The 25057-nt window shown below is 32.6% G+C and carries 20 protein-coding genes; 8 read left to right on the top strand and 12 right to left on the bottom strand.

Annotation, left to right across the window (positions count from 1 at the left end):
- Positions 1–2 precede the first annotated feature (2 nt).
- On the bottom strand, positions 3–1571 hold the full coding sequence (locus tag QO190_RS05065; protein ID WP_371461732.1) for a glycerol-3-phosphate dehydrogenase/oxidase: 1569 nt from the start codon (positions 1569–1571) through the stop codon (positions 3–5).
- Positions 1572–1868: 297 nt separating this feature from the next.
- Here QO190_RS05065 and QO190_RS05060 point away from each other — a divergent pair, with 297 nt between their 5' ends.
- A complete protein-coding gene (locus tag QO190_RS05060; protein WP_069797724.1) occupies positions 1869–2633 on the top strand; it encodes a DeoR/GlpR family DNA-binding transcription regulator in 765 nt (254 codons plus the stop codon).
- Positions 2634–2646: 13 nt separating this feature from the next.
- On the opposite strand, the gene QO190_RS05055 is transcribed toward QO190_RS05060, so the two are convergent.
- The 3 genes from QO190_RS05055 to ahcY form a co-directional block, all read right to left on the bottom strand.
- Complete coding sequence (locus QO190_RS05055; protein WP_371461734.1) at positions 2647–3147, bottom strand: hypothetical protein; 501 nt, start codon at positions 3145–3147, stop codon at positions 2647–2649.
- Positions 3147–4493: a PDZ domain-containing protein gene (locus tag QO190_RS05050; protein ID WP_371461735.1), complete on the bottom strand. Its 1347-nt coding sequence runs from the start codon at positions 4491–4493 to the stop codon at positions 3147–3149. Before QO190_RS05050 ends, QO190_RS05055 begins: the two co-directional genes overlap by 1 nt.
- A 138-nt stretch (positions 4494–4631) precedes the next feature.
- Positions 4632–5945, bottom strand: coding sequence for an adenosylhomocysteinase (ahcY, locus tag QO190_RS05045; protein ID WP_104793499.1), 1314 nt, complete (start codon positions 5943–5945; stop codon positions 4632–4634).
- A gap of 88 nt (positions 5946–6033) precedes the next feature.
- Here ahcY and QO190_RS05040 point away from each other — a divergent pair, with 88 nt between their 5' ends.
- Complete coding sequence (locus QO190_RS05040) at positions 6034–6672, top strand: 4'-phosphopantetheinyl transferase superfamily protein (RefSeq protein ID WP_371461738.1); 639 nt, start codon at positions 6034–6036, stop codon at positions 6670–6672.
- Here the strand turns inward: QO190_RS05040 and QO190_RS05035 are convergent.
- The 3 genes from QO190_RS05035 to porU all read right to left on the bottom strand — a co-directional run bounded on the left by QO190_RS05035 (position 6669) and on the right by porU (position 14086).
- Positions 6669–8903, bottom strand: coding sequence for an FUSC family membrane protein (locus QO190_RS05035; RefSeq protein ID WP_371461739.1), 2235 nt, complete (start codon positions 8901–8903; stop codon positions 6669–6671). The two genes, QO190_RS05040 and QO190_RS05035, sit on opposite strands and share 4 nt — an antisense overlap.
- Positions 8904–9029: 126 nt before the next feature.
- Entirely contained in the window at positions 9030–10154 is a 1125-nt protein-coding gene (porV, locus tag QO190_RS05030; RefSeq protein WP_371461741.1) for a type IX secretion system outer membrane channel protein PorV, read from the bottom strand.
- Between the two features lie 11 nt (positions 10155–10165).
- Complete coding sequence (porU, locus tag QO190_RS05025; protein WP_371461743.1) at positions 10166–14086, bottom strand: type IX secretion system sortase PorU; 3921 nt, start codon at positions 14084–14086, stop codon at positions 10166–10168.
- Between the two features lie 164 nt (positions 14087–14250).
- Here porU and gldJ point away from each other — a divergent pair, with 164 nt between their 5' ends.
- On the top strand, positions 14251–15867 hold the full coding sequence (gldJ, locus tag QO190_RS05020; protein WP_371461744.1) for a gliding motility lipoprotein GldJ: 1617 nt from the start codon (positions 14251–14253) through the stop codon (positions 15865–15867).
- A 63-nt stretch (positions 15868–15930) separates the two neighbouring features.
- Entirely contained in the window at positions 15931–17205 is a 1275-nt protein-coding gene (gene murF / locus QO190_RS05015; protein WP_371461745.1) for a UDP-N-acetylmuramoyl-tripeptide--D-alanyl-D-alanine ligase, read from the top strand.
- Between the two features lie 33 nt (positions 17206–17238).
- Here the strand turns inward: murF and QO190_RS05010 are convergent, their stop codons facing one another.
- On the bottom strand, positions 17239–17850 hold the full coding sequence (locus tag QO190_RS05010; protein WP_371461746.1) for an NUDIX hydrolase: 612 nt from the start codon (positions 17848–17850) through the stop codon (positions 17239–17241).
- 37 nt (positions 17851–17887) lie between these two features.
- Between QO190_RS05010 and QO190_RS05005 the strand changes: the two genes are divergently transcribed.
- Positions 17888–18277, top strand: a complete 390-nt coding sequence (locus QO190_RS05005) for an SRPBCC domain-containing protein (RefSeq protein WP_069797728.1) — start codon at positions 17888–17890, stop codon at positions 18275–18277.
- 51 nt (positions 18278–18328) lie between these two features.
- On the opposite strand, the gene QO190_RS05000 is transcribed toward QO190_RS05005, so the two are convergent.
- The 3 genes from QO190_RS05000 to QO190_RS04990 form a co-directional block, all read right to left on the bottom strand.
- Entirely contained in the window at positions 18329–19375 is a 1047-nt protein-coding gene (locus tag QO190_RS05000) for an anhydro-N-acetylmuramic acid kinase (protein WP_371461749.1), read from the bottom strand.
- Positions 19376–19503: 128 nt separating this feature from the next.
- Positions 19504–20097 (bottom strand): LPS export ABC transporter periplasmic protein LptC, encoded by a 594-nt coding sequence (gene lptC, locus QO190_RS04995; RefSeq protein WP_069797716.1) that lies wholly within the window; start codon positions 20095–20097, stop codon positions 19504–19506.
- Positions 20098–20144: 47 nt separating this feature from the next.
- Complete coding sequence (locus QO190_RS04990; protein ID WP_371461834.1) at positions 20145–21416, bottom strand: hypothetical protein; 1272 nt, start codon at positions 21414–21416, stop codon at positions 20145–20147.
- A 183-nt stretch (positions 21417–21599) separates the two neighbouring features.
- Here QO190_RS04990 and QO190_RS04985 point away from each other — a divergent pair, with 183 nt between their 5' ends.
- A complete protein-coding gene (locus QO190_RS04985; RefSeq protein ID WP_371461750.1) occupies positions 21600–22718 on the top strand; it encodes an ATP-binding protein in 1119 nt (372 codons plus the stop codon).
- 33 nt (positions 22719–22751) lie between these two features.
- Here QO190_RS04985 and QO190_RS04980 read toward each other — a convergent pair whose 3' ends face one another.
- Positions 22752–22967 (bottom strand): hypothetical protein, encoded by a 216-nt coding sequence (locus QO190_RS04980; protein ID WP_069797345.1) that lies wholly within the window; start codon positions 22965–22967, stop codon positions 22752–22754.
- 133 nt (positions 22968–23100) lie between these two features.
- Here QO190_RS04980 and QO190_RS04975 point away from each other — a divergent pair, with 133 nt between their 5' ends.
- Both QO190_RS04975 and QO190_RS04970 read left to right on the top strand, forming a co-directional pair.
- Positions 23101–23730, top strand: a complete 630-nt coding sequence (locus QO190_RS04975) for a TetR/AcrR family transcriptional regulator (protein WP_371461752.1) — start codon at positions 23101–23103, stop codon at positions 23728–23730.
- Positions 23714–25024, top strand: a complete 1311-nt coding sequence (locus QO190_RS04970) for a TolC family protein (protein WP_371461754.1) — start codon at positions 23714–23716, stop codon at positions 25022–25024. Before QO190_RS04975 ends, QO190_RS04970 begins: the two co-directional genes overlap by 17 nt.
- Positions 25025–25057 lie beyond the last annotated feature (33 nt).

Below are 25057 nucleotides of genomic sequence, written 5' to 3'. Positions count from 1 at the left end.
TTCTAAATATGTGTATGGTATATTTCTGCAATATTTTTGAAACTTTCTATTTCATTTTTTTGCCAAACTTCATCCTTTCCTAGTTCTTTAGCCATTACTTCGGCAACAATTGGAGCAATTCTTACAGCTTCTTTTTGGTTTAGAAGTAATAATCTTGTTCTTCTAGATAAAAAATCTTCAATGTTAATTGCCATTTCATTTTTTACAGCCCAAACAATTTGCGCTTTAATAATGTTTTGTTCTTTGCTAATTATCTCATTTCCGTTTTCAATTTCTTTTGATAATTCTAATATTTTTTCTTTGTCTGTACCATAGTAATACATTGGGTCTTTGTAATCTATGTCTTTTCTGTATCCATGAATTTTAAGATGTTCTGTATTGCTTTTTTTATGAGGAACTTTCATAATTTGTTCGGCTTTTTCTACTACATCTTCGCCCATTTTACGGTAAGTTGTCCATTTTCCACCAATAATACTTACCAATCCAGATTCTGAAGTGATTACTTTGTGGCTTCTAGATACTTCTTTGGTTTTAGCGCCTTCTTTGGTTGCCGCTAAAGGTCTTAAACCTGCGAAAACGCTCAAAATGTCTTTTCTTGTTGGTGCAGGATTCATATATCCTCTTGCTGTTTCTAAAATGAAATTAATCTCTTGCTCTGTTGGTTTTGGCTCTAGAGATTCTTGTTTTACAGGAGTGTCTGTAGTTCCTAAAATAATTTTATTGTGCCAAGGAACTGCAAAAAGAACTCTTCCGTCTGATGTTTTTGGAATCATGATTGCAGAATCTGTTGGACAGAATTTTTTATCAATCATAATATGCACACCTTGACTTGGGCTAATGGTTTTGTCGTCAGTTCCGTGATCCATTTTATTAATATCGTCTGCAAAAACTCCAGTTGCATTTACGATTACTTTCGTTTTCGTTTCAAATTCTTTACCGGTTTCGGTGTCTTGAAAGATTACTCCGTTCAATTTTCCGTTGGCGTCTTTTTTAAGTTTAATAACTTTAGCATAATTTAAAACTGTAGCACCGTTTTCAATAGCGGTTTGAGCCATGTTTAGGGCAAGTCTAGAATCGTCGAATTGTCCGTCGTGATAAAGAATTCCTCCTTTTAATCCTTCTTTTTTGATGGTTGGTAATCTTTTTATCGTTTCTGATTTGCTAATCGGAACAGATTTTCCTAAGCTGAGTTTACCAGCTAAAAGATCGTAAAATTTTAAACCAACTGTGTATAATAGTTTGTCCCACCAAGTGTAAATTGGGATTACGAAAGAAAGATTTTTGGTAAGATGCGGTGCGTTTTGAAGTAATAATCCTCTTTCTTTACATGCTTCTCTTACTAGGTCTACATATCCTTGAGCTAAATATCTTACACCTCCGTGTACAAGTTTTGTACTTTTACTAGATGTAGATTTTGCAAAATCACTTTGTTCTAAAAGCAAAGTTTTATATCCTCTTGTTGCAGCTTCAATTGCTGTTCCTAAGCCTGTGGCTCCTCCTCCTATTATTACGAAGTCCCATGTTGTTTGGTTTTGGTCTTCGAAGTTCTTTAAAATTTCTGTTCGTAACATTTTATTAAATTTTCTTTTACAAATCTATAAAAAAGAAATAATACGAAACAATATGATTTTCGTTATATTTTGATTTTAACTGAAAGTTCTTTTGGTTTGTTTTTGTTAAAATTATAAAAATTTTATTTAAATGCTTGACTTGTAGACTTTTAAATGGTTCATTTGTTTTATTTTAATCTTTGAAATGAAACGAAAGTTGATAAAAGTCATAATAATATGTAATGTTTCGATTGAGAAACTATTTAATTTGTTTTGCTTTGTTAAGTTTGCTATATTTGAATGAATATTATTTTAGCTATGAATATCACACAAAGACATCAGGAAATTCTAGCTGTAATAAAACATGAGAAATATATTACAGTATCCGAAATATCTAAGCTACTTGGTGTATCAGAAGTTACCATTCGAAAGGATTTTAATTATCTGGAAGAGAAAAATTTAATATATAGACATCACGGTGGAGCTAGCCTCAATAATCCTTATGTGGTAGATTTGCCTGTAAGTCAAAAACAAAACATTAAGATTGAAGAAAAGAACCGAATTGCTGAGAAAGCTGTGGAGTTTATAGAAGATAATGATGTGGTGATTTTAGGCTCTGGAACTACCATCTATAATATGGTGAACTATATTTCTAAAGAAAAAAATATCACTGTTATTACTTCATCTTTGTTAATTGCTGCAAGATTATGCGAGTTTCATAATGTTACGATTATACAATTGGGCGGAAGTGTAAGATATTCTTCGCAATCTACAGTAGGACCAAATGCACAAGAAATGATGTTGCAATTTTCTGCAAATAAATTGTTCTTAGGAGTTGACGGGATTGATGAAGATTTTGGTGTTTCTACTTCTAATATTGAAGAAGCGTATCTAAATCAAATAATGATTAAAAATACTACCAAAACATTTTTGCTTTCGGATGAATCCAAATTTGGGAAAAAGGGTTTAGGTAGAATTTGCAGTCTGAAAGATGTAGATTGTCTTATTACCAATCAAAAAGTTGAAGAAAGTTTTGAAAGTGTTTTGAAAAAATTTGGAGTTAATATTATTGTTACAGATTAATAAATCCATTTTTTTATAAATCTTCAATTGTTTTTTCTGCCCAATTTTTGAGTTGTTCCATTTCGGTTTTTGCTTTTCTCTGACCAATTTTTGTGGCCAAAAAAGTAAGCAATAATAAAACCAATGCAAAGATAGAAAGATAAATTGCCCACGGAAAATCTTGGCTGTTAATTTGTTTTGTAACAACCCAAATGGTGATAAAAACCATGAAAATAATAGAGAAAATAAAGTATAAGAACATGAAAAAAGTCCAAACAGCTGCACTTGGACCAAAAGTTCCTCTGATAATGGTTTTTTCATCTTCGTTTTCTGCTCTGAGTGAAAGATAAGGTTTCCAAAATTCATTATGAGCGGTTTTTACCCAAATAGAAGCCACCTCTTTATTGATATTTCCTTGGATTTCAGTATTTTTTTGAAGTTCTGTTTTTAAATTCAATTCAAAATCCTCTTTACTCAAATCAGTTTCTAATTTGAATCGAGGTCTGGTTCTGATAGTATTGATTTTTTTATCCATTAATTTTCTTGATAAGGAATAGGGTCTTTTAGAACAAATTCTTTGATTAATGTTTCAGAATTTCTGATTAATTTAACTTTGATCACTCTATTTTCTTCGGTCAAAAAAGCTTCGTTGATTTCTTGTAGCGTCATGTCAGAAGTCTTTTTACCATTGATTTCTATAAGCTTGTCTCCTTTTTTGATATCTGCTAAAAATCCAGGTGAGTTTTCTCTAACTCCAGCAACAGAATATTCTGGTTTTAATACAAATTTGTATTGAAATTCACTTGCGTCTTGAATTCTTATTGTGGTTCCTCTGTCGTTATTTGTAGATTCTGGAAGTTTTGGAAGTTCAACTTTTACCAAATCTTTTTCCCATTTCATGCCATCATGTTTGATATCTAAACCACTCATGTTAAATCTGAATGGTTCTTTGATGGATTTGTTTTTTTTGATGAAAAATAAGCCATTTTTATAGTCGAAACCAATAGTAAATCTTTTTAAAACATCTGCGCCGATAGAACCAATTCTTTGTTTTACGAAATTCATAGATTTTACTGATTCTTCACTCGGCATTGCTACGATAGGTTCATTTAGAATGTTATTTCCAAGTTTCAGCGCATGAATTCTACTGCGTTTTCCATAGATGTCACCATTAAATCCTCTTCCGAGAAAATCATCTATATTAGGTCTATTATAGTTGAAATTGGGAATTCTATTTGGGAAAAGCCACATTGCATCACTATTTCCTAAGTCAATGAGCATTTTTGCGGGGAAAAACTCCTTAGTTTGCTGTACTTCGGCAGTGTGATACGGTTTTTGGGATTCTACACTTATAGGTAGTTTCTCAAATTTTCTGAAAGTTTTCTCAGAATAATATTTTCTATTGTAAACCGTAATAATATGCCTTTCGAAATCTATTTTTAGAGGATTATTTTTAAAAAAATGATAACCGATGATTCCATTTACAGGAATTCCTACGTGAGAAGAAAAATTGAAGTCTTCGTCTAAGATGATATAAATTTCGTGACTGAAATCCACTAAAGTTTTATTGACTTCTACTTTGTTTTTAGTAGATTTTATGCCTTCTATATAATTGCTTCCGCCAAGTCCTGTAAATTTTATTTTTTCTACATTTTCGAAAACTACTTCTTTATTTTCTAAGCTAAAAAGTAAAGTTTCGGAAACGCCAGTGTCTAACAAAAAAGTAAGGTCTACATTATTGACTTTTAAATCCAGAAAAACTAAATTATTGATTTGCCGAAAAGGAATGTTTACCTTTTTATTATCCTCTAATATCTGAAAGCCATCTTGAGCATTGATGGATAAAGAAATAATCAGAAAAAGAAAAGATAAGATTTTCATAGTCTGAAATTACAAAGAATATTTTAATAAAATTCAAAATATTTTGCAGATACATAAAAAAACTCCTCAGAATTTCTGAGGAGTTGTAGTATAAATTAATTTTCAGTCTTCCATCTTCCGATTTCTAACTTTCAATTTTTAGTATCTGTAGTATTCTGGTTTGAAAGGACCTTCTACTTCTACACCAATGTATTTAGCTTGTTCTGGAGAAAGTGTTTCTAACTCTACACCTAATTTTTTAAGGTGAAGTGCTGCTACTTTTTCATCTAAATGTTTTGGTAACATGTACACTTTGTTTTCGTAAGCTTCAGAATTTGTCCAAAGTTCAATTTGAGCTAGAGTTTGGTTGGTAAATGAGTTAGACATTACAAAACTTGGGTGACCAGTTGCACAACCAAGGTTTACCAATCTACCTTCTGCTAAAATGATGATTTCTTTACCATCTACATTGTAAATATCTACTTGCGGTTTTACTTCAGTTTTGGTGTTACCATAGTTTTCGTTTAACCAAGCCATATCAATTTCGTTATCAAAGTGACCAATATTACAAACGATGGTCTTATCTTTCATTTTTTTGAAATGCTCAGCTCTAACGATATTAAAGTTACCAGTAGTAGTGATTACAATATCAGCATTTTCGATTACGGTGTCTAGTTTTTTAACTTCGTAACCTTCCATAGCAGCTTGTAAAGCACAGATTGGGTCAATTTCTGTAACAGTAACGATAGAACCAGCTCCTCTAAATGAAGCAGCAGTACCTTTACCTACATCTCCGAAACCACAAACTACCACTCTTTTACCAGCTAGCATTACATCTGTAGCTCTTCTGATTGCATCTACAGCAGATTCTCTACAACCGTATTTGTTGTCGAATTTAGATTTAGTAACAGAATCGTTTACGTTAATTGCTGGCATAACTAGAGTTCCGTTTGCCATTCTTTCATATAATCTGTGAACACCAGTAGTTGTTTCCTCAGAAAGACCTTTGATTCCAGCAGTTAATTCTGGGAATTTATCAAAAACCATGTTTGTTAAGTCACCACCATCATCCAGAATCATGTTTAATGGTTTTCTGTCTTCTCCAAAGAAAATCGTTTGTTCAATACACCAATCGAATTCTTCTGCATTCATTCCTTTCCAAGCATAAACTGGGATTCCAGCAGCAGCAATAGCAGCAGCAGCGTGATCTTGAGTAGAGAAAATATTACAAGAAGACCAAGTTACTTCTGCACCAAGGTGAACCAAAGTTTCGATGAGAACAGCAGTTTGAATAGTCATGTGAAGACAACCTGCAATTCTAGCCCCTTTTAATGGTTGAGAAGGACCATATTCTTCTCTTAACGCCATTAAACCTGGCATTTCTGCTTCGGCCAATTGAATTTCTTTGCGTCCCCATTCTGCTAGGGAAATATCCTTAACTTTGTAAGGTAAATATTGAGTTTTAGTTTCCATAAAATTTGTTAAGTATTTTTTACAAATTTGACCAAAATAGTCAAAAAATTTTTGCAAATTTACATTCTTAATTTCTATTGACAAAATAATGCCCTTCTATCATGATTATTCTGATGAAAATGCTGTAATTCTTTACTGGAAGTATAGTGATGACGATGAATTTAACGTAGAAGAACTCATAGAACCCGAAAATCTGGAAAAAGCCAAAGATTATCATCCAAAAAAGTTATTAGAACATTTGATGGTAAGAAAAATGCTCAAAATGCTACTTCCAGAGCACAAAATTCTCTATAAAACCATCGGCGAACCTTATCTCTGGCCAGATTCCGCACATATTTCTATCACGCATTCTTTTCCATTTGCTTCTTTAGCAGTTTCTAAAAATAGAGTAGGAATAGATTTAGAAAAAGTAAGTTCTAAAATTCTAAGAATCAAGGATAAATTTCTACACGAATCAGAACATATTTGGACTCAGAACAGAGAAAATGAAGTAGATTTATTGACGATTATTTGGGTCATCAAAGAAAGTCTTTACAAAGTTCACTTGTCTAAATATTGGTCGTTAAAAACTCATTATCAGGTATTTCCTTTTGATGTCAATAACCTTTCTGAAATAAAATGTAGAGTTTTTGATGATTTTTTCAGTCATGATTTCACTGCAAAAGTTTTTAAGATAGAAGATTTTTACTTCGCCATCGTAGAAGAAAAACGAGATTTAGATAATTAATCAGTCACTTTTTCTGCAATTTTTCTTTGGTCACGAGCTTGATTATAAATCAGTTCCAGTAATTCTCTGATGTTTTTGAGCTCAGTAAGATGAGAAATATTTTTAGGATCTCTTCTGTCATAGAATTCATTTTCGGTGATTTCTTCTTTTCTTTTTTCTAAAAGTTCATTTACCAAATCTTCTGGTGTAAGTTTGCTTTCTGCAAAATCATCTTTTCTAATTTCTTGTTTTTGTAAAATCGCAATAGTGCGTGAAAGTTCAGCATTAATCTTATTTTTCCAATTTTCGAAGTCTATTTCACTATAAACAGTGTTTTTTTGTGCATACTGAGAAAGAGATGCGCTGTAAGCGGTAAAAAGGTGAGAAGTAGTCACAAATTGGTGAACGTTTTCTAGATTTTTCTGTTGACCTTTTGGGTCAGAAAGCATTTTCTGGAAATTATCAGAAAGATTGGCCAAACTTACCACAGCATGTTTTCGGCTGATTTTATAGTCTTGAATAGGAATGTGTTTTTGCTGAAGAATCTCAATGATATTATTTAAATATTTATGATTGGCAAGGATGTAATTCAGCATAAAAGTTCTATTTTTCTGATGTTCCCAAACTGGCAAAACCAAGTAAGAAACAAGAAATACAATAACTCCAGCAATTGCTGTGTCAATCAACCTTTCCATAAAAAGTTCTGAGAAGTCTCCAGGTTTTAGAAAGTTGAACATCAAGAAAATATAAATCGTCATAAAGAAAACAGACCACGCATATTTATCTTTGAGAAAACTGAAAGTGAGCACCAAACAGATTAGGAAAATCACAAATTGTGTAGGAGGATTGGTGATGAAATAGATCACAAACAATCCAGCAGCAGCACCGCCGATTGTTCCGTATAATCTAAGGATATTTCTGTGTTTGGTAATGCTGTAAGCAGGTCTCATAATCGCCAAAATGGTGATGAGAATCCAGAACGTTTTTTGAATATGAAAAATTTCAATTTTAGAAATAGCGTAACCTACTAATAATGCGGTAGTTATTCTTACGGCGTGTCTGAAATGATTCGATTTGATAGAGAAATTTTCTAGGAAAACTTTTGAGTTAAGTTTTTCATCTTTTTGTACGAATTTTTCTAAATCTAAGCCTGTAGAAAGGCTTTTTGCCAATTTGATATCTTGAGATTTTAAAAGATATATTTTTTGAGTTTCTTCTGAAATGGCAGAAATTCTGTGCATTATTTGTCTCAAAATCATGAAATCCTCAAGCGTTTCAGCGTTCAGGTGTTGATTTCTAAGTTGGTAATATTCTTCGTGTAAGGCATGAAGTTCTGCAGAAATATCAGTAATTGGAGCAGTTTTTAATCCTCCTTGAATAGAAATCCCGATATGAACCAATTCATTGGATAATAAATTGAGGTAATTGTGGATTTTTTCTAAAATATTTTTATTGCCAAAAGTATTTTGCAGTTTTCGGTAGTCGTTGGTTGAGGTCAATAAAATTTCGTAAAGGTCAAGTGAATTGAGGAAAAGCTGCATTAGTAATCTACTGGTAGAAGTAGATTCTCTTACGATTTGTCGGGTTTTGAAAACCACTTCTCTTGTCGCTTCTTGGTGTTCTTTGATTCTGACTTGTAATGCAAAAATTTGCTTGTACAAAACATCGAAATCTGGCTTAGAATGGTAAAAATGAGCTTTTAATTTCAAATAATTACCGAGTTCTATGTAATTTTCTCCAATCATTTGTTCTGCCAGTTTATAAGGTTTTATAACCGTTACGAGCATGAAAACCAAAATAAACCAAATTCCACCTAAAGTAAAAACCAATGCATTATAAAATGCAGAATGACCACCAGGAGCGCCATCTATAAAAATGGCTAAAACCACTAATGTGAGGGAACCTACTGCTGCTAAACGTTGTCCGTAAACACCTAACATGGTAAAAAACATCCCGAAAATGATTATTTCTAAAAAAATTAGCGGTGGGAAATCTTTCAGCAATCCTGCAATCAGCGAGACAAAGAAATAAAATCCAGAGGCAACGATGAGTGCGTTTCTTCTTCGGTGAAAAGGACCTGTAGAATCCGTAAGTGCTAGGAAAAGGGTTCCGAGTGGAAATAAGAAAAATTCTTTCAGCAAACCTAAATACGCCAAAATAATACTCGGGATTACAACGGCTAAAGCAATTCTGGTTCCTGAGTAAATATATTGACTGGTAATAAATTTTTTAAGTTCCGAAGCATAATTCATTTTGCAAAGATAGCAATTGTCTCGTAAGTCTGAGATTCTGGAATATTACTAAACTCTGAATTTTTGTAAAAAAACACCGCGCCGAATTGAAAATTCGGCGCGGTGAAAAAAATATTTTATTAATCGTTAATAATCTTCATTATTGTAAGATTCTTCGCCAATATTCCAAGTAAGACCAAATCTTAAGGTATTGTCTAAAGCTGAATTAACTTTAGATGTATTAACAAGGTAAGATAAATCTAAACCAAAAGAATTATAATTAAGACCTACACCAACTGTAGCATATTGTCTTCCTCCTTGGAGCTCACTTTCTCTAAAAAAACCTGTTCTTACAGCAAAAGCATTATCATAAGAGTATTCTACAGAACCGCTGTACATAATACTTTCTTTGTTGCTAAAAGATTTTCCGATTCCTTCTATTACCCCCACATTTGGAACGTTTCCAGTGCTGTCTGGTCCAGGAACAAGTAATTTAGAAGCTTCTAAAGTTACACCCACTTTGTTTACTTCGTCTAGAAATAAATCATAACCAGCACCTAATCTGAAAGAGGTAGGTAGATAAGAACGTGAGTTTTCGTCTCCAGTATAATCTAATCTTGGACCTAAATTTTGAATTGCCCAACCAGCTCTTACTCTTCCTTCATAATCACCAAAACTGGTGTGTTTATATGTTTGTAAGTACCCCGAAACATCTACTGCGAATGAATTGGCTGGTTTCAATGAACTGTCAGTATTGAACCCTCCAGATAAATCAGAACGAATAAACCTACCTGTTACAGCCATTGAATATGTATCTGATAATTTTAAAGCATAGGCCAAATCTATAGAAAACTCATTTGGTTTTATAGTACCAGAACTTAATTCTGGAGTTTCTAGGGAGCGTAAATCTACCTCTCCCATGTTGAAATAATAAATACTAGCAGAAAGAGATGAACGGTCTTCTTCTCCTAGCATGGTATTAAAACCTAAATACATTAAAAATACATCATTCGTTAGTTTTCCCATCCATGGAGTATAACTTACTGCAGCAGAAGAGGTATTTCTACTAAATGGATATTTAGAAGCATTCCAAAATTGTGAAAAAGCATCTGCGCTTGTTGCCACACCTTGGTCTCCTAAACCTCCAGCTCTAGCATCTGGAGAAATCCTTAAAAAAGGAGCTCCTGTAAGCACAGGATTAGTACTTTGCGCCATCGCCAAACTTCCGATTCCAATACTTAGTCCTAAAAAGAGTTTTTTTGTTAATTTCATATTTGTTTTTTCTATTTTAAAATCACTAATTTTTCTACTAAAGAGGCAGTTCCTTTACATTTTTCTTGATTTTGACTCTTTACTAAAACTTTGTAAATATAAGTTCCTTTACCAACTGGAGCGCCAAAATCATCATTTCCGTCCCATTCTATAGCAGTTCTGTGTGTTCTATATCCTTCTAAAAATGGAGTAGAAGTCACTGTGGTACTGAATGTTCGCACTAATTTTCCTGTGATGGTATAGACTTGAACATTTACATCTAAAACATCATCACAATTGTGTTCAAACTGTATATAAGTTTTATTGGTAAAAGGATTCGGCCAATTTAGTAATTTTTTAACAACTAAATTTTCGGCTTTTGGGTCTCTTACTACAAAGTTTAACGTTTGAGTAGTCGAATTATTGTTAATGTCCCAAACTTTAAAGGTCAATTGGTGATTTCCAGGTTTTAAATTCTGGAAAGGATAGAGTACAGAGCCTTTCTGATAGTCTAAGAAAGAAGCGTTAATACAGCCATTTCCTGTTCCCGGAGTGTAAAAATCGTTCAGAACAGTGGTATTGATAACTTCACCGTCAAGAACTACGGTGATGTCATGACCAATTCCTGAACCTGTAGAGTTAATTCCTGTATTATCTGTTACACAAGCCAAAAGATTAGGATTAGAGTCTGTAATTCCTCCGTCTACAAAATTGGTGTTGTTCAAGTACAATTGAACTTTTGGAACTTCATTATCATTAATTCCGTTTGGATTAATGTCTCCAACTTTTTGTGTTTTATTATTGAAAACATCAAAAACATTATTATCTGCATAAGCCAATATTCTTCCGTCTCCCACAGTATAATTAATGTCTTTTGGCATATAGAATTCTACGGTGAAAGTTCCATTTGTAACCGTTCCAGAAGCTTTCACAATTGGACTTCCTTCTTCGAAATAATTAAGAACTGGAGTTAAATTTCCATCATTGTTGAGGGTTTTCTTGGCTAATTTTTTATCAAAAATATTGATGACTACTTTACCATTAAAAGTATTGTCAATCGCTCCTGATTGGTTATTGATATGACCCGTAATTTTTACAAAATCTAGCGCTCTTAGTTGACCAACAACTGGTGAATCTATATTGTCTATGCTGATAAGATTTTTCGGTCTGCTGAGTTTAAGAGCGGGATCACCAAGAAGATTTACTTTCAAGTGGTTTGAATCTGTTCCGTATTCAGTTTTTGCAGCGATGAAAGCATCTCCTACTGATAAAAAGTCATTGTTGTATAGTTTAAAGAGATTTCGGGTAAAAGTTTCTGTAAATAATCTTCCATAAACTGTAGCAATTGCTCTAGAAGAAGTAATCATAGAATTGGCTCCACCTTGTGGTAGTTTCATCAATTGTTCTCCTGCAGATGAAGTATTGTGGTCATCCCAAAGTGTAAATTCACAAGTAATGGTACTGATGAAAGGAAATCTGCTGTAAGCATTGTTGTAATTATTAAAAGCTGCAATTTCTTGAGTGGTCAAAACTCTTTCTTGCGCCCAACCATTAATTCCTCCATGTCCGAAATAATACAGATATAAACTGTTGCTCATTGCGTTCGTAATGGCTTGGTTTACTTGCGGAAATCTTTGTCCACCTGCTGTACTTTGACCGGGAAAAGCATCTAAGTATAATTTTTTGATATTATATTCTGGTTTGTCTGTATTTCCTTCAAAATTATTGGCTAAAACCAAGTTCATCACATCATGGAAAGTTCCTTTGAGATAAGGATTTGTACTGGTGTCTACACGACTGTCTTGGTCATCATCTACCACGAAATTCATTTTTAGTCTCCAATCTCCAAAAGGCGAAGATTGTCCCGGAACTGCATTGTAATAAGAAAGCGTTTTATCAACTAAATTTTTTGCTTCAGCAATATTTTCTGCCGGAAGTCTTCCTACTGGAATATCAGGTAGAATGGCATAAATATAAGTTGTGTTTTGTGGAGTAGTCATCCCGAAATAATCATCGGTTACAAATGAAGCTTCGTAGTTTTCACTATAATCACTTTGATAACTTGGGATATAATTTTTATTATTGGTGGTAATATTTCTATAATCAAATGTAGTGTCTCCTAAGATAAGTACATATTTTAGTGTTCCAGCTGGAGTATTTAGTTTGGTAATAAAATCTCTAATCGCCGTTAAATCTTGTCCACCAGAAGAAAATTCATTGTAAATTTTCTTTACATCAGCTACTTCTACATGATAATTTTTTTGAGTTCTGTAATAATTGGCAATTCTTTCGGCTTGTGGAGTGAAATCACGAGTGGTAACGATGAGGTAGTCTACATTTTTTAAACCAGATAAGTCTTGATTGTCTACTTTTTCAACAAAAAGTGGTTCAAAAGAAGCAGAATTTTTAAAAGCTACAAATTCATTGTTAAAATTTGGAGAATTCGAAGTGTATCCGAATGAAAATTGCGCTCCTGAATTTTTATTGACTATTTTTTTAGCGTTTGTAATGTCTGAAACATCCCAAATTTGCTCTATGTTTGTGGCGTTTTCTACCGTAAATCCGAAAGTCTCTCCAGAACCTGTAGGAATTTCAAAAACTCTGAAATTCATTTGTGCATCATTGTATACAAGGTCTTGTTTGTATTGAACTTCGGCATAATCCAGATAATAAGCAACCAAAGGATTAGAAGATTCTAAAGTATAATCTATTTTCAGTGTAGTTCCGCTTAGATTTGACGCAGAAGTTTCCCAAGGAATTTCTTTGATTTTAATTTCTGGGGAATTGCTTACGGTAAAACTGCTGCTGTTTTGTCCGTTGATGCTGAAGATAATTTTGTCATTGGCAGCATTCTTCACATAAACCGAAGATTTTATTTTTACAGTATCCGTAGGTTTAATAGCGGTTTTGGTAGTAAAAGAAACCGATTTATTGGCATTAAAAGCATCTCCCACCCAAAGTCTACCAATATTCAAGAAATTGGTTTTTTCTTCATTGATGAATTGATAGTCGTCATAACGAGTATAAACTTTAGAAGATGGCGCAATATCTGAAAGGGTTACTCTTTTCCCTTCTCCTTTGTCAAAATTAATGAAGTAATAAGAGAAATTTTCATAGATGTTTACACTGTTATCGCTGATGTGAGTGAGTCTGGTTTCGTTACGTTTATATCCACTTCCATTATTTACATTGTAAAGATTATAACCATGTGGACCTTGAGCGTAGAAAAGTGCATAGTCATTTTCGTCCCATTTTCCATCTTCTTCACCGATAACTTGTATCGCGTTTTCTTGTAAAGCAGCATATCTGAAATCCTGATTGAATTCTGGCAGCATTAATCCACCATTTCCATAAATTCTGAAATTTTTAGGATTAATGCTCGATGGGTTGATGCCGTTATCTCTAAGGAATTTTGTTGTGATTTTGAAAATTCCAGACTTGTCGACTTTAATTTTATAGAAGTTTCCAGATTTCAAAGGATTTTCGGTAGTGCCAATTAAATCAGAAGTTCTAGAAGTTCTTTGGTTGTTAACCGTTTTTTTTACCAGTTCAAAAGAGGTTAATCTATAAAGTGTATTTTTATCTTTTTTAATGGTTGCAATGACTACATTAGTGAGAAATTGTCCGTTGATGGTTTGTTTTTGACTATTAGAGTATGCAATTTCTTTAGTGGAAACATTATCCGCAAGTAAACCAAATACTTCTTTAGCTGGAATTTTTTCCCAAACTAAATTTTTAATATCATATTGAGAAGATTCCTTTTCTTTTTTAGAAAAAGTGAGATAAGGAACTCCATTAATTATAGAATAATTTTCGTTTTTAAAAAATGGAAGATTGTATTGGAAGGTCCCATAATCCATTATTTTGTTTCCTTCCCATTCTATCGTAGTTTTTTGACCAAATAAATGGCCAGCAAAAAGTACAAAAAGAAGTAGTAATAAATTTTTTTTCATAGTCTAAAATTGCGCTACAAAATAAACGAAAAAAACAAAATTTTCATATCAAACAATAAAATAAATTTTAATACGTTAAAAAAAACATAAAAAATCTTACTTTTGATGTTTGATTAATAAAATAAATTATTTTTCTTTGTAGCTCGAAATTATCTAAAACAATTATGAAAAAACTAAAGTTTATTTCATTGCTTGCATTAGGCGCAACATTGCTTCTAACCAGCTGTGGTGGAGGCGGTAACGTAAAAAATGGAGGCGGTTCTAAAAATAAGACAGGAATGAACGGTTGGAAAACCAATGATCCAAAAGGATGGTTCTTTCCTGGAAAACAACAAAAACCAAAAGGTTGGCCTAATATGGTCTATGTAGATGGAGGTACTTTTACCATGGGGTTGGTAAAAGACGATGTAATGCATGATTGGAACAATACCCCAAGAAGAATGCAGGTAAGTTCATTTTTTATTGGTGAAGCAGAAATTACAAATGCAGATTATAGATCTTATGTAACATGGCTAAAATTTGTTTTTCCTCCCTCTGATCCTAACTATAAAAATATTTATACAGGAGCACTACCGGATACTCTTGTTTGGAATAATAAATTATCTAGGAATGATTATGCAGAAAACTATTTCCGTGCTCCAGAATACGACTATTATCCTGTAGTAGGAGTTTCTTGGCAACAAGCCACAAGATATTGTGATTGGCTGACTGATAGAGCAAATGAAGTAGAACTTATGAAGCAAGGAATTATCAACAAGAATGACTATTACTCTAATGATTCTTTTAATCAAGGTGGAAATGCATTTAATTTAGATAAATATAAAGCAAATGATCCTGAATTAGAAGCTTATCTTAATAAGCAAAAACTACAACAAAAATCTGGTATCAAAACTTCTAACGCAAGAATTCAAGCAGCAAACAGAAACGCAACTGCTAATTTAGTAACTAAATTCCGTCTTCCTACAGAAGTAGAATGGGAATATGCAGCGCTTGGTTTACAAAAAAACAGAGAGTATAATAATTATTTAGGTAAGAAACCAGAAATTGAAAAACTTCGCGGAACCAAAGGTAAAAACAGAGGGATGTACCTAGAAAACTTTAAACAAGGTAGAGGTGACTATTCTGGTGTTGGTGGTTGGAATAATGATGGTTCTCCTACAACTGCAGACGTAAGACAATATCCATCTAATGATTTAGGAATTTATGGAATGTACGGAAACGTAGCAGAATGGACTGCGGATGTTTACAGACCTATCATAGACGAAGAAGCGAACGATTTCAATTATTACAGAGGAAATATGCCTCAGCAAACTGTGAAAAATGCTGATGGAACTTATAAAAAAGTAGATCCTAAAGACATGAAGTTCGAAAGATTAGCGGATGGAAGAGAAATCTACAAAGGCCTACCTGGAACTTATGAAAGAAGAACTGTAGAAGATCAAAGAAATTATAGAGATGGTGATTTCATGTCTTCATTAGAAGCTGGTTATGGTAAAGAAGTAGACAGTTCTATGGCAGAATACAATATGTATAATTCTCCTAAAACTCAATTCATCGTAGATGATAAAGGTAGAGTGATTTTACAAAGAGATAACAAACCTAGAACAACTAAAGTTTCTAATACGGTAAGAGTTGTAAAAGGTGGTTCTTGGATGGATACTGCATATTGGTTAGACCCAGGACAAAGAAGATTCAAAGAAGAATCTAAATCTTTCGGATGGATTGGTTTCCGTGTAGCACAAGATGCTAGAGACACCAACAACAAGAGAACGAAGAGATAAAATTTCTTTTAAATAATTTAAAATCCTTTCCTTTTTTGGAAAGGATTTTTTTATTTTTACCACATGAATATTACAGATTTTTATGCGCTTTATTTACAAGCCAATAAAGTAACTATAGACAGCAGAAAAGTTGAAAAAAACGATATATTTTTCGCTTTTTCTGGTGAGAATTTTAATGCGGCTACTTTAGCTGAAACAGCTGTGGATAATGGTGCTCTTGCAGTAATTGTAGAAGATAAAAATTTTGAAGATACCGCTAGAAATATATTTTATGTAAAATCTACTCTAGAATTTTTACAGGATTTAGCAAAACATCACAGAGCACAGTTGAACATTCCTATTATTGCCTTAACAGGAAGTAATGGGAAAACTACGACCAAGGAAATCATTCATGCTGTTCTTTCGCAGAAATACAATACTCAATATACTTTTGGGAATCTCAATAATCATATTGGTGTTCCTTTAACCATTCTTTCCATAAAGCCAGAGCACGAAATGGCGGTGGTAGAAATGGGTGCTAATCATCAAAAAGAAATTGAATTTTTATGCACCATTGCTCAACCTAATTTTGGATATATTACCAATTTCGGGAAGGCACATTTGGAAGGTTTCGGTGGAGTAGAAGGTGTAATCAAAGGAAAATCTGAATTGTATGATTACCTCAAATCGAATAATCAATTTGTGGTAGTGAATGAAAATGATCCTATTCAAGTTGAAAAAACAGATGGATATGATTTGGTGATTCCTTTCGGAAGAAGAGATTCTGAGTTTTATTTTGAAAAATTCACAGAAAATAATTGCGTAGGAATTATTTATAATGAGGTAGAAGCACTTTCAAAACTTACAGGAGATTACAATTTTACCAATCTTTGTGCAGCTACTAGTTTAGGTTTGTATTTCGGGATTGATTTTAATTTAATCAAAAAAGCCATTGAAGAATACACTCCGACCAACATGCGTTCACAAATCGTGAAAAAAGGAGACAAAACTTTGGTTTTAGACACTTACAACGCGAATCCTAGTTCTATGAAAGTTTCATTAGAAAATTTCAATGATTTTATTGGAACTAAAACCATCATCATTGGAGATATGCTAGAATTGGGCGAAGAAAGTGTAACAGAACATTCTCAAATTTTAGAATTGGCAAAATCACTCAGTTTTGATGAAATCATTACAGTTGGTCCACATTTTAAAGAAGTAAATGTTTCTGGAGTGGCCTTTTTAACTACTCAAGATTTAATCCATTATTTAACCGAAAATGAAATCCATTCGCAGAACATATTGCTGAAAGCTTCACGAGGAATCGCGCTAGAAAAAGCTTTGGAATTCATTAAATAAAAAGAAAAGGTGGAATTTTAATTTCCACCTTTTTTATATTGCAAAAACCTCGCTCAAAATCAGTTTGATGTTTTTAAAAGTATTGGGCAAAACTTCGTCGTTAATTTCGGTTTGCGTTTTCCATTCTACTTTTGTAATTCCTTCTTCAGTTTGAGGAATCGGTTCTTTTTGACCTACATAAGTCATTTTAAACCAATGCGTGGCTTTTAGAATTCTTTCCTCTTTTCCTTGTCTTTTTTCCTTGTAAATATGGAAAGTAGTATTTACAAATTCTTCTAAAATAAGCTCTGTAAGTCCAGTTTCTTCTTCTAATTCTCTTAGCGCAGCATTTTCTAGAGATTCTTCTGGCTCTATTTTACCTTTCGGCAAGTCCCATCTTCCTAATCTGTGAATGAAAAGGATTTTGTTTTCTTGGTTGAAAACAATTCCACCTGCTGCTTTCACAACTCGTAACATACCCGTCAATTCTTCCCAAATTTGCTCTAAATTCTCACCGTAAATGTTAATTTCTGAGGTAGAAGTATTTTCGAGCAAATCTATGGCGATTTCCAAGGTGGTGGTTTCTTCATAAGGCAAGTTCTTCTCAATGGGAATTGGAGATTTACTGATGCTTAATCTTTTTTCATTGACAAAAACTTTATACATTTGTAATTATATTAATTTTTACAAAAATATTAAAAAAATGAATTTAGAAGGAAGAAAAGTTATAGTAAATAAATCTTCTGAGCAACTTTTTCAAATGCTTAAAAATCCTGAAGATTACAAACACTTAATGCCAGATAGTTTAACCAGTTTCGAACATAGAGAAGATGGCTTTAAATTTGGTTTAAAAGGAATGCCAGAAGTTGCCCTTAAAATCGCTGAATTGGTAGAAGGTCAAAAAGTGGTTCTGAAATCTGCAAGTTCTTCATTAGACTTTTCACTTACAGGAAACATCTCTCCAGTAAACGAAAACCAAACAGAAGTTCAGTTATTATTCGATGGAAATTTTAATCCATTTATCAAAATGATGGTAGAAAAACCATTACAAAACTTCTTAAATGCACTTACAGACAAGTTAGAGCAATTATAAAAGCGTTTAAACGATAATTAAAAGGTTTTAGAATTCTTCTGAAACCTTTTTTTATACCAATATTCCGCTGCAATGATTCTCTGAACTTCCAGTTGCTGAACAAAGTACATTGACCTCATTTCTGAGTCTTAAAATGCCCATAAATGCGAAAATCAGTGCTTCTTTGAAGTTGATTATGTTTTCGTCTGGAACAATGAGTTCTGTCTGAGATTTTTCTCTAATTTTATCTAATAAATAAGTATTAAAAGTTCCGCCACCAGTTACCAAAACGGTTTTGAGTTGATTGTCATTGAAAACTTTGGCAATTTGTTCGGCAATATGTTCGGTAAAAGTAGCGATGATATTTTCAGGAATTTCGTCTTTTAACAAAGGAAAAATCTCTGAGTTAACAAATTCCACACCTAAAGATTTTGGAGCGGGTTTTTGATAAAAGGTTAAAGCATTTAACTCTTCTAAAATTTTAAAATTAATAGCACCATTTCTAGCAAAATCACCGTTTTCATCATAGTTTTTGCCTAATTTTCCAGCAAAATAATTCAAAACTACATTGACTGGCGAAATATCAAAAGCAATTCTTTGATGGTTTTTCTGTAAAGAAATATTAGAAAATCCGCCCAAATTGAGACAAGCATCATATTGTGAAAATAAAAGTTCATCGCCGATGGGAACTAATGGAGCACCATTTCCGCCCATTAAAACATCTTGACTTCTGAAATCGTAGATTACAGGCTTTTTGGTTGTTAATTTTATGGCTCTTCCATCACCGATTTGCAATGTGAATTTTCGTTGCGGTTGATGAAAAACGGTATGACCATGAGACGCGATAAAATCTAAATCAGTAATATTATTTTTGGAGATAAATTCTTGTGTTTTTTCGCCAAGATAGAAGCCATATTCTTTATCTAACGCCAATAAATCTTCAGCCGAAAGTAGAATAGCATTTTGCAATCGACTTTTCCATTCTGGAGAGTAAAGAATGGTTTCGGTTTTTAGAATTTCAAATTCCCAATGGGTAATATTTTGGAATTTTGCATAGCAAATGTCTAAACCATCAAGGCTGGTTCCAGACATTAAACCAATGGCGAAATATGTTTTCATGAATTAGAATTAATAAACCACAAAAGATACAAAAGATTTCTGAGGAAAATTTATTCAAAAGTAAAAAAAGTAAAAAAAGTAAATCAAAATCCTAAATCTCTACCTTTACCTCTACCTCTACCTCAATCTTAATTTCCAGAATTTGGCATTTTCTTCACATTGAAGTCTCCAGAATTGTTGTAGAATGTATATTCAGAAAAATCATCTTTAGCATTCATTCCATTTGCCGCCACGAAAATTGAACCGTCTTTATCTGTAATGAATACGGTGTCTTTAGTGTACATTCTTTGTTTCGCTTTGTCCCAATAAATAGATTGCATGGCAAAAGTTTGTCCTTCGTTATTGATGACTTTTACATTTCCTCTGGCTTCGTAGAATTGTTTTTTGTCAATCATTTTGGCATATTTTGCCCAAAGTTTTCCTGGAGTTTTGGGTTTTTTAGAATCATAAAATTCTAAATATAATCCTTTTCTTACCACTACATAAGGAGTGTCTACAAATTCATATTCTTCTAGCAATGGTGCTTTGAAACGCACTTTTACCATTCCAGAATCTTTTTTTACAATATCGGCATTGTAAATAATTCTAGAAGCGAAATTGGTGCTTTTTTTATCGTTTACTTTAGCCAAATCTTCTTCGCAAGAAGTCAAAGCAAAAAATATAGCCAAACCTGAAAAGGTGACTATATTTTTAAATAATATTCTTGAGAATTTTTTTTGCATTTTTATAGATTTAACTATAAAATTTATGAATAAGTGTATTGTTCGGTTTATTCGTAAACTCTTTTCTGGAACCATTTATCAGCAAAATTAATTCCGACTTTTACGTTGAAGAAATTCTGTTGGATAAGATTGTTTTCTAAGGTTCCTCTTCTACCAAATTCTAATCCTAAATCTATCCCGCTCATTCTTACCGCATTTGATTTTTCGAAAGGTAAAGTAACTCCAGCAGTGATTCCGTATTGGTTAATATTGGTTCCGTTTACGCTTAGATTTCCTTTTTCATAGAAAGCACCATATCTATAAACTACACGGTTAAAATAGCTTCTGAAGTCGTTATAATTTGGTAAATACCAACCACCCGCAGAAATTCTATAAGAATCTTGATAAGTGAAAGGCTGTCCTAAAAACATGGTAGTAGAACCTTTCTTATAATCGATTTGAGCAGAAGCAAACCATTTAGCATCATGACCATAACCAATCCCTAAAGAAGCTTCTGTAGGAATAAGATTTTTGTCTTCGCTGGTTTTGTTTTCTATTTCGGTAACGTTTAATTTTTGGTCTAGATAATAGTAATAAGTACTGTTTATGAACTGGGTTTTTACATTACCTGTGGTTCCAAATGTATAGGTAGCTCCTAAGGTAAGTTTTTTCTCATTTTTAAATTTTTTCTGATAAGTAGAACCTAATGTAAAGTTAAAACTTTTAATTCTATTAGATGTTTCAAAACCATTAATGAGTTCTGCATTAGAATAAGCCAGTTCTTCTACATCTGATAATTTTCCGAAGTAGAAATTACTTCTTAAACCTACTGCAAATTCTTTGTTGACTTGATAACCAAAAGCAGCTTGAATTGTATTCAATGTCCCATCACCATAAAAACGATTTGCTTTTACAGTACTGTCTGCAAGAATTTTAGAAGTTATAATATCATATCTTTTAGAACTATACGGTTGATATCCTAATCCAAATTTCAATTTTTTAGAAATTGGGAAAGCTATAGAAATATTAGAAAGATAATTAGAATGTTTATTAGCGCTTAATCCATTAAAATCAGATTTTAAAGATTGGTTCTCATTGGTCATTTGAACCCTGAAAGAAGTAAGCTCTAAATTGGTATTTGCAGCTGGATTTTTAAAATTAAAACTGTTGTTGAAATCCCAAATGTAAGCAGTGTTTATGCCGCCCATTGAACTGGTTTCTACAGAGTTATCATATTTTACTTCGCCGATACCAAATGCTGCATAAGGAGAATTACCTAAACTTTGCGCTTCTACACTTAAACCAACAGCAATGAAAGGTAAAAGAAAAATTCTTTTTATCATTATCTTTTTTAATTAATGCGCAAATATCTTAATTATTACTGAAACGTGAAAGTTAATAAGCGTTAAATTTCACAGGATTAAAGACGAATTTATCAGAAAATTCATTGAATTTAACTCAAAATTGAAAAAACTTGTAGCATCTGTCTTTTCACTTTCCACCAAATTCTTATCTTTGAAACTATGAATTGGGAAGAAATTGTAGGACAAAAAAAAGTTATAGAAACGCTTAAAGATGCCATAGATAAAGAAAGAGTAGGACATGCTCAGTTATTTATTGGCGAAGAAGGTTTCGGCGTTTTACCATTGGCTTTAGCTTATGCCAAAGAAATTCTCAAAAGAGAAAATGAACATGCTGCTTCTAAAGTAGAGCATCTCAATCACTTAGATTTACATTTTAGTTTTCCCGTTTTTACAGAAAAAAACAATTCTCTGAGTCAAAGATTGTTTGAGGATTTCAGAAATATGATTTTAGAAAATCCTTACGCTTCCATTAATGATTGGAATGAAGTTTTAGACGCTCAAAACAAGCAATTGTTTATTTCTGCTGATGAAGTAGATGCACTGAATCAGAAGTTTGCGCTAAAAAGTTTCGAAGGTGGAACTAAAATTCTCATTGTTTGGCGAGCTGATAAAATGAATGTGACAGCAGCCAATAAATTTTTAAAATTTCTAGAAGAGCCTCCCAAAAAGACGATTATTTTGCTTCTTGCAGAAAAAATAGACACCATTTTACCTACTATTTTATCAAGATGTCAAGCGATAGAAGTGCCTAGAATAGATGACGAAAGTCTAGAACAAGGAATCAAAAATCAATTTGATGTTTCAGATGAAAAAATAAAAGAAGTGATTCACCAAGCGCAAGGAAATTACAATACTGCGCTACAATTGCTTCAAAATGATTCTGCGAATGAAGAATTTGAAGAACTTTTTATCGATTGGGTGAGAAACGCTTTCATGGCGAAAAAGAAACCAGAAGTTTTGAGAAATATCGTTTTGTGGGGAAGAAATATCGCTTCTTGGAATCGAGAAAAACAGAAAAATTTCTTAGATTTTTGTTCTGAGATGTTTAGATTGGCATTATTGCAAAATTATGATGCAGAACATTTGGTTTACAAACGTTTATCTAAAAACGGATTCAACTGGGAAGCGTTTACCAATTTTATTCATGGAGCTAATATTGTAGATATTTTAGAAGAAATCTCCGATGCTGATTTGCATCTTTACAGAAATGCAAATGCCAAAATTGTTTGGACAGATTTAGGCATAAAATTAACCAGATACATTCACCGAAGTGCATAAAAAAATCCCGAAAATTTCGGGATTTTATTTTTACTAAGCTGCTTTTTCTTTTTTAGCGGCACAACAAGATTTTTTGTCTTTGTTGGCTTCAGCTTTACAGTCTTTTTTGTCTTTAGAAGCGCATTCTTTCTTTTCTTTTGCGCTACATTCTTTTTTATCTTTTGCTGCGCAACAAGATTTTTTCGGTGTTTCTTGAGCCATTCCTAATGTAAATACTGATATGGCTAATACGGCGATGATTCTTTTCATATGGTTTAATATTTAGTTCATCAAAAGTAATAAAAATTATAATATCTAACATTTTACATTGATAAAATAAATCAATCAATCGTTTGATTGATTTCTAAATTTGCTTACATTTGCGCCTTCAAAAATCAAAATAATGGAACATTCTACGGATAAAAAAATTCTCTATACTGCAGAAAAACTGTTTGCAGAAAAGGGTTTTGACGCTACTTCTACCAGAGATATTGCAAAATCTGCAGGAGTAAATGTCTCGATGATTTCTTATTATTTCGGGTCAAAAGAAAAACTTTTCGAGGAAATTTTTAAAGTGAGAATGAAAGAAGGACAATCTTTTGCCTATGAAATTTTAGAAAATCCGCAGCTCAATGAATGGGAAAAACTTATTAAAATTATAGGAAATTACATTAATCGTGTGAAGACTTTGCCAGAATTTTATTCTATTCTTCAATCGGTTTATAATATCAATAATAGCGGAAACGAACAGATTTTAAGTTTTCTAAGAACTTCTAAAATAGGTTATATCAAAATTTACCAAAGAATTCTAGAAGAAGGTTGCGAAAGTGGTGTTTTTACCAAAAAGCCGGATTTGTTTTTTCTCCATTCTGTGATTGTAGGAACAGTTTTTTATTCTAAACAAGGCATGAATTTGTATAGAGAACTTTCTGGAAATCAATCAGATGAATATTATAATATTTATTACGACAATCTTACCAAAAATTTAACCATATTATTAAAAGACCTTTTAGGTTATGAACAAAAAAATTAGAAACATCTTTGGGGTTTTACTTTTTAGCATGAGTATTTCCCAGATTTCGTGCCAAGAAACAAGAGCTATTTCTCTGAATGAAGCGGTAAAACTCGGAATCGAAAATAGCAAAAATCTAAAAATAGATGCTGCTAAAATAGAAGAAAGTACAGCGCAATTGCTGGAAGCAAATAACAATCAGCTTCCTAGCCTGAAATTGGGAGCTACTTATTTACATCTTTTCAGCCCAAATGTTAATCTTAAAACAGAAAGTGCAGGTGCAGCGAACAGTTTGAAAATTAATGATGTAATGTACGCTTCTGCAAATCTTTCTTATCCCATTTATGCAGGTGGAAGAATAAAATACGGAATTCAGTCTGCTGAATATTTGGTAGAAGCTTCTAAATTATCTTCAGAAAATGACAAGGAAGCCATTGCTTATAATATTTCTCAGGCTTACAATAGTTTGTTCAAAGCATCTCAAATCATCAAAGTTTTAGAAGAAAATCTTTCGGCTTCACAGAAAAGAGACGAAACATTTTTGAAATTAGAAAATAACGGTTTGATGGCAAGAAATGACCGATTGAAAGCTCAGTTGCAAACGTCTAATATTGAACTTCAGCTTTTAGATGCACAAAATAATTACAGCATTGCCAATATTAATATGGACTTGCTTTTAGGTTTACCCGAAACTACAATTCTAAAAGTAGATGAAGATTACATTAATGAAATTTCTGAAAATCAGCCTGTTTCTTATTACTTAAGTCAAGCGTTACAACACAGAAAAGATTTACAAGCACTCGATTATCAGAGAAAAGCAGCAAACTTAGGAACCAAAGCTGCAAAAGCTGAAAATTTACCAAGTTTGGCAATTACAGGTGGTTATGTAGCAGCAGATATTCCAGGATTTGTAACCATTACTAATGCAATTAATATAGGATTAGGTGTTTCTTATAACTTAGACAATCTTTGGAAGAAAAATTCTTCTTTGCTGAAATCTCAAGCCAGAGAAAAACAATTAGAAGCCAATAACGAACTTCTGAATGACCATATAAAACTAGAACTCAATAAGGATTTCCAGAATTCTAATTTGGCCAAAAAGAAAATAGAAGTTTATGAGCGTGCATTAGAACAAGCTACAGAAAACTACAGAATTACTAAAAATAAATATGATAATGGCTTAGCAAATATTACCGATTTGCTAGAAGCAGACGCAGCTTTGGTAGGTGCTAAAGTAAATGTAATTAATTCTAGAGCAGATGCAGCATTAGCATACAAAAAACTATTACAAACCTCAGGAATTCTTAATCAATAATCAAACTCAAATTTAGATATAAACATTATTATA

Origin of the sequence: Cloacibacterium sp. Arc13, from assembly GCF_041431305.1 — a bacterium.
GTDB classification, from domain to species: Bacteria; Bacteroidota; Bacteroidia; order Flavobacteriales; family Weeksellaceae; genus Cloacibacterium; species Cloacibacterium caeni_B.
The sequence above is the reverse complement of the archived record's forward strand: the minus strand, read 5'-3'. Positions and strand labels throughout refer to the sequence as shown.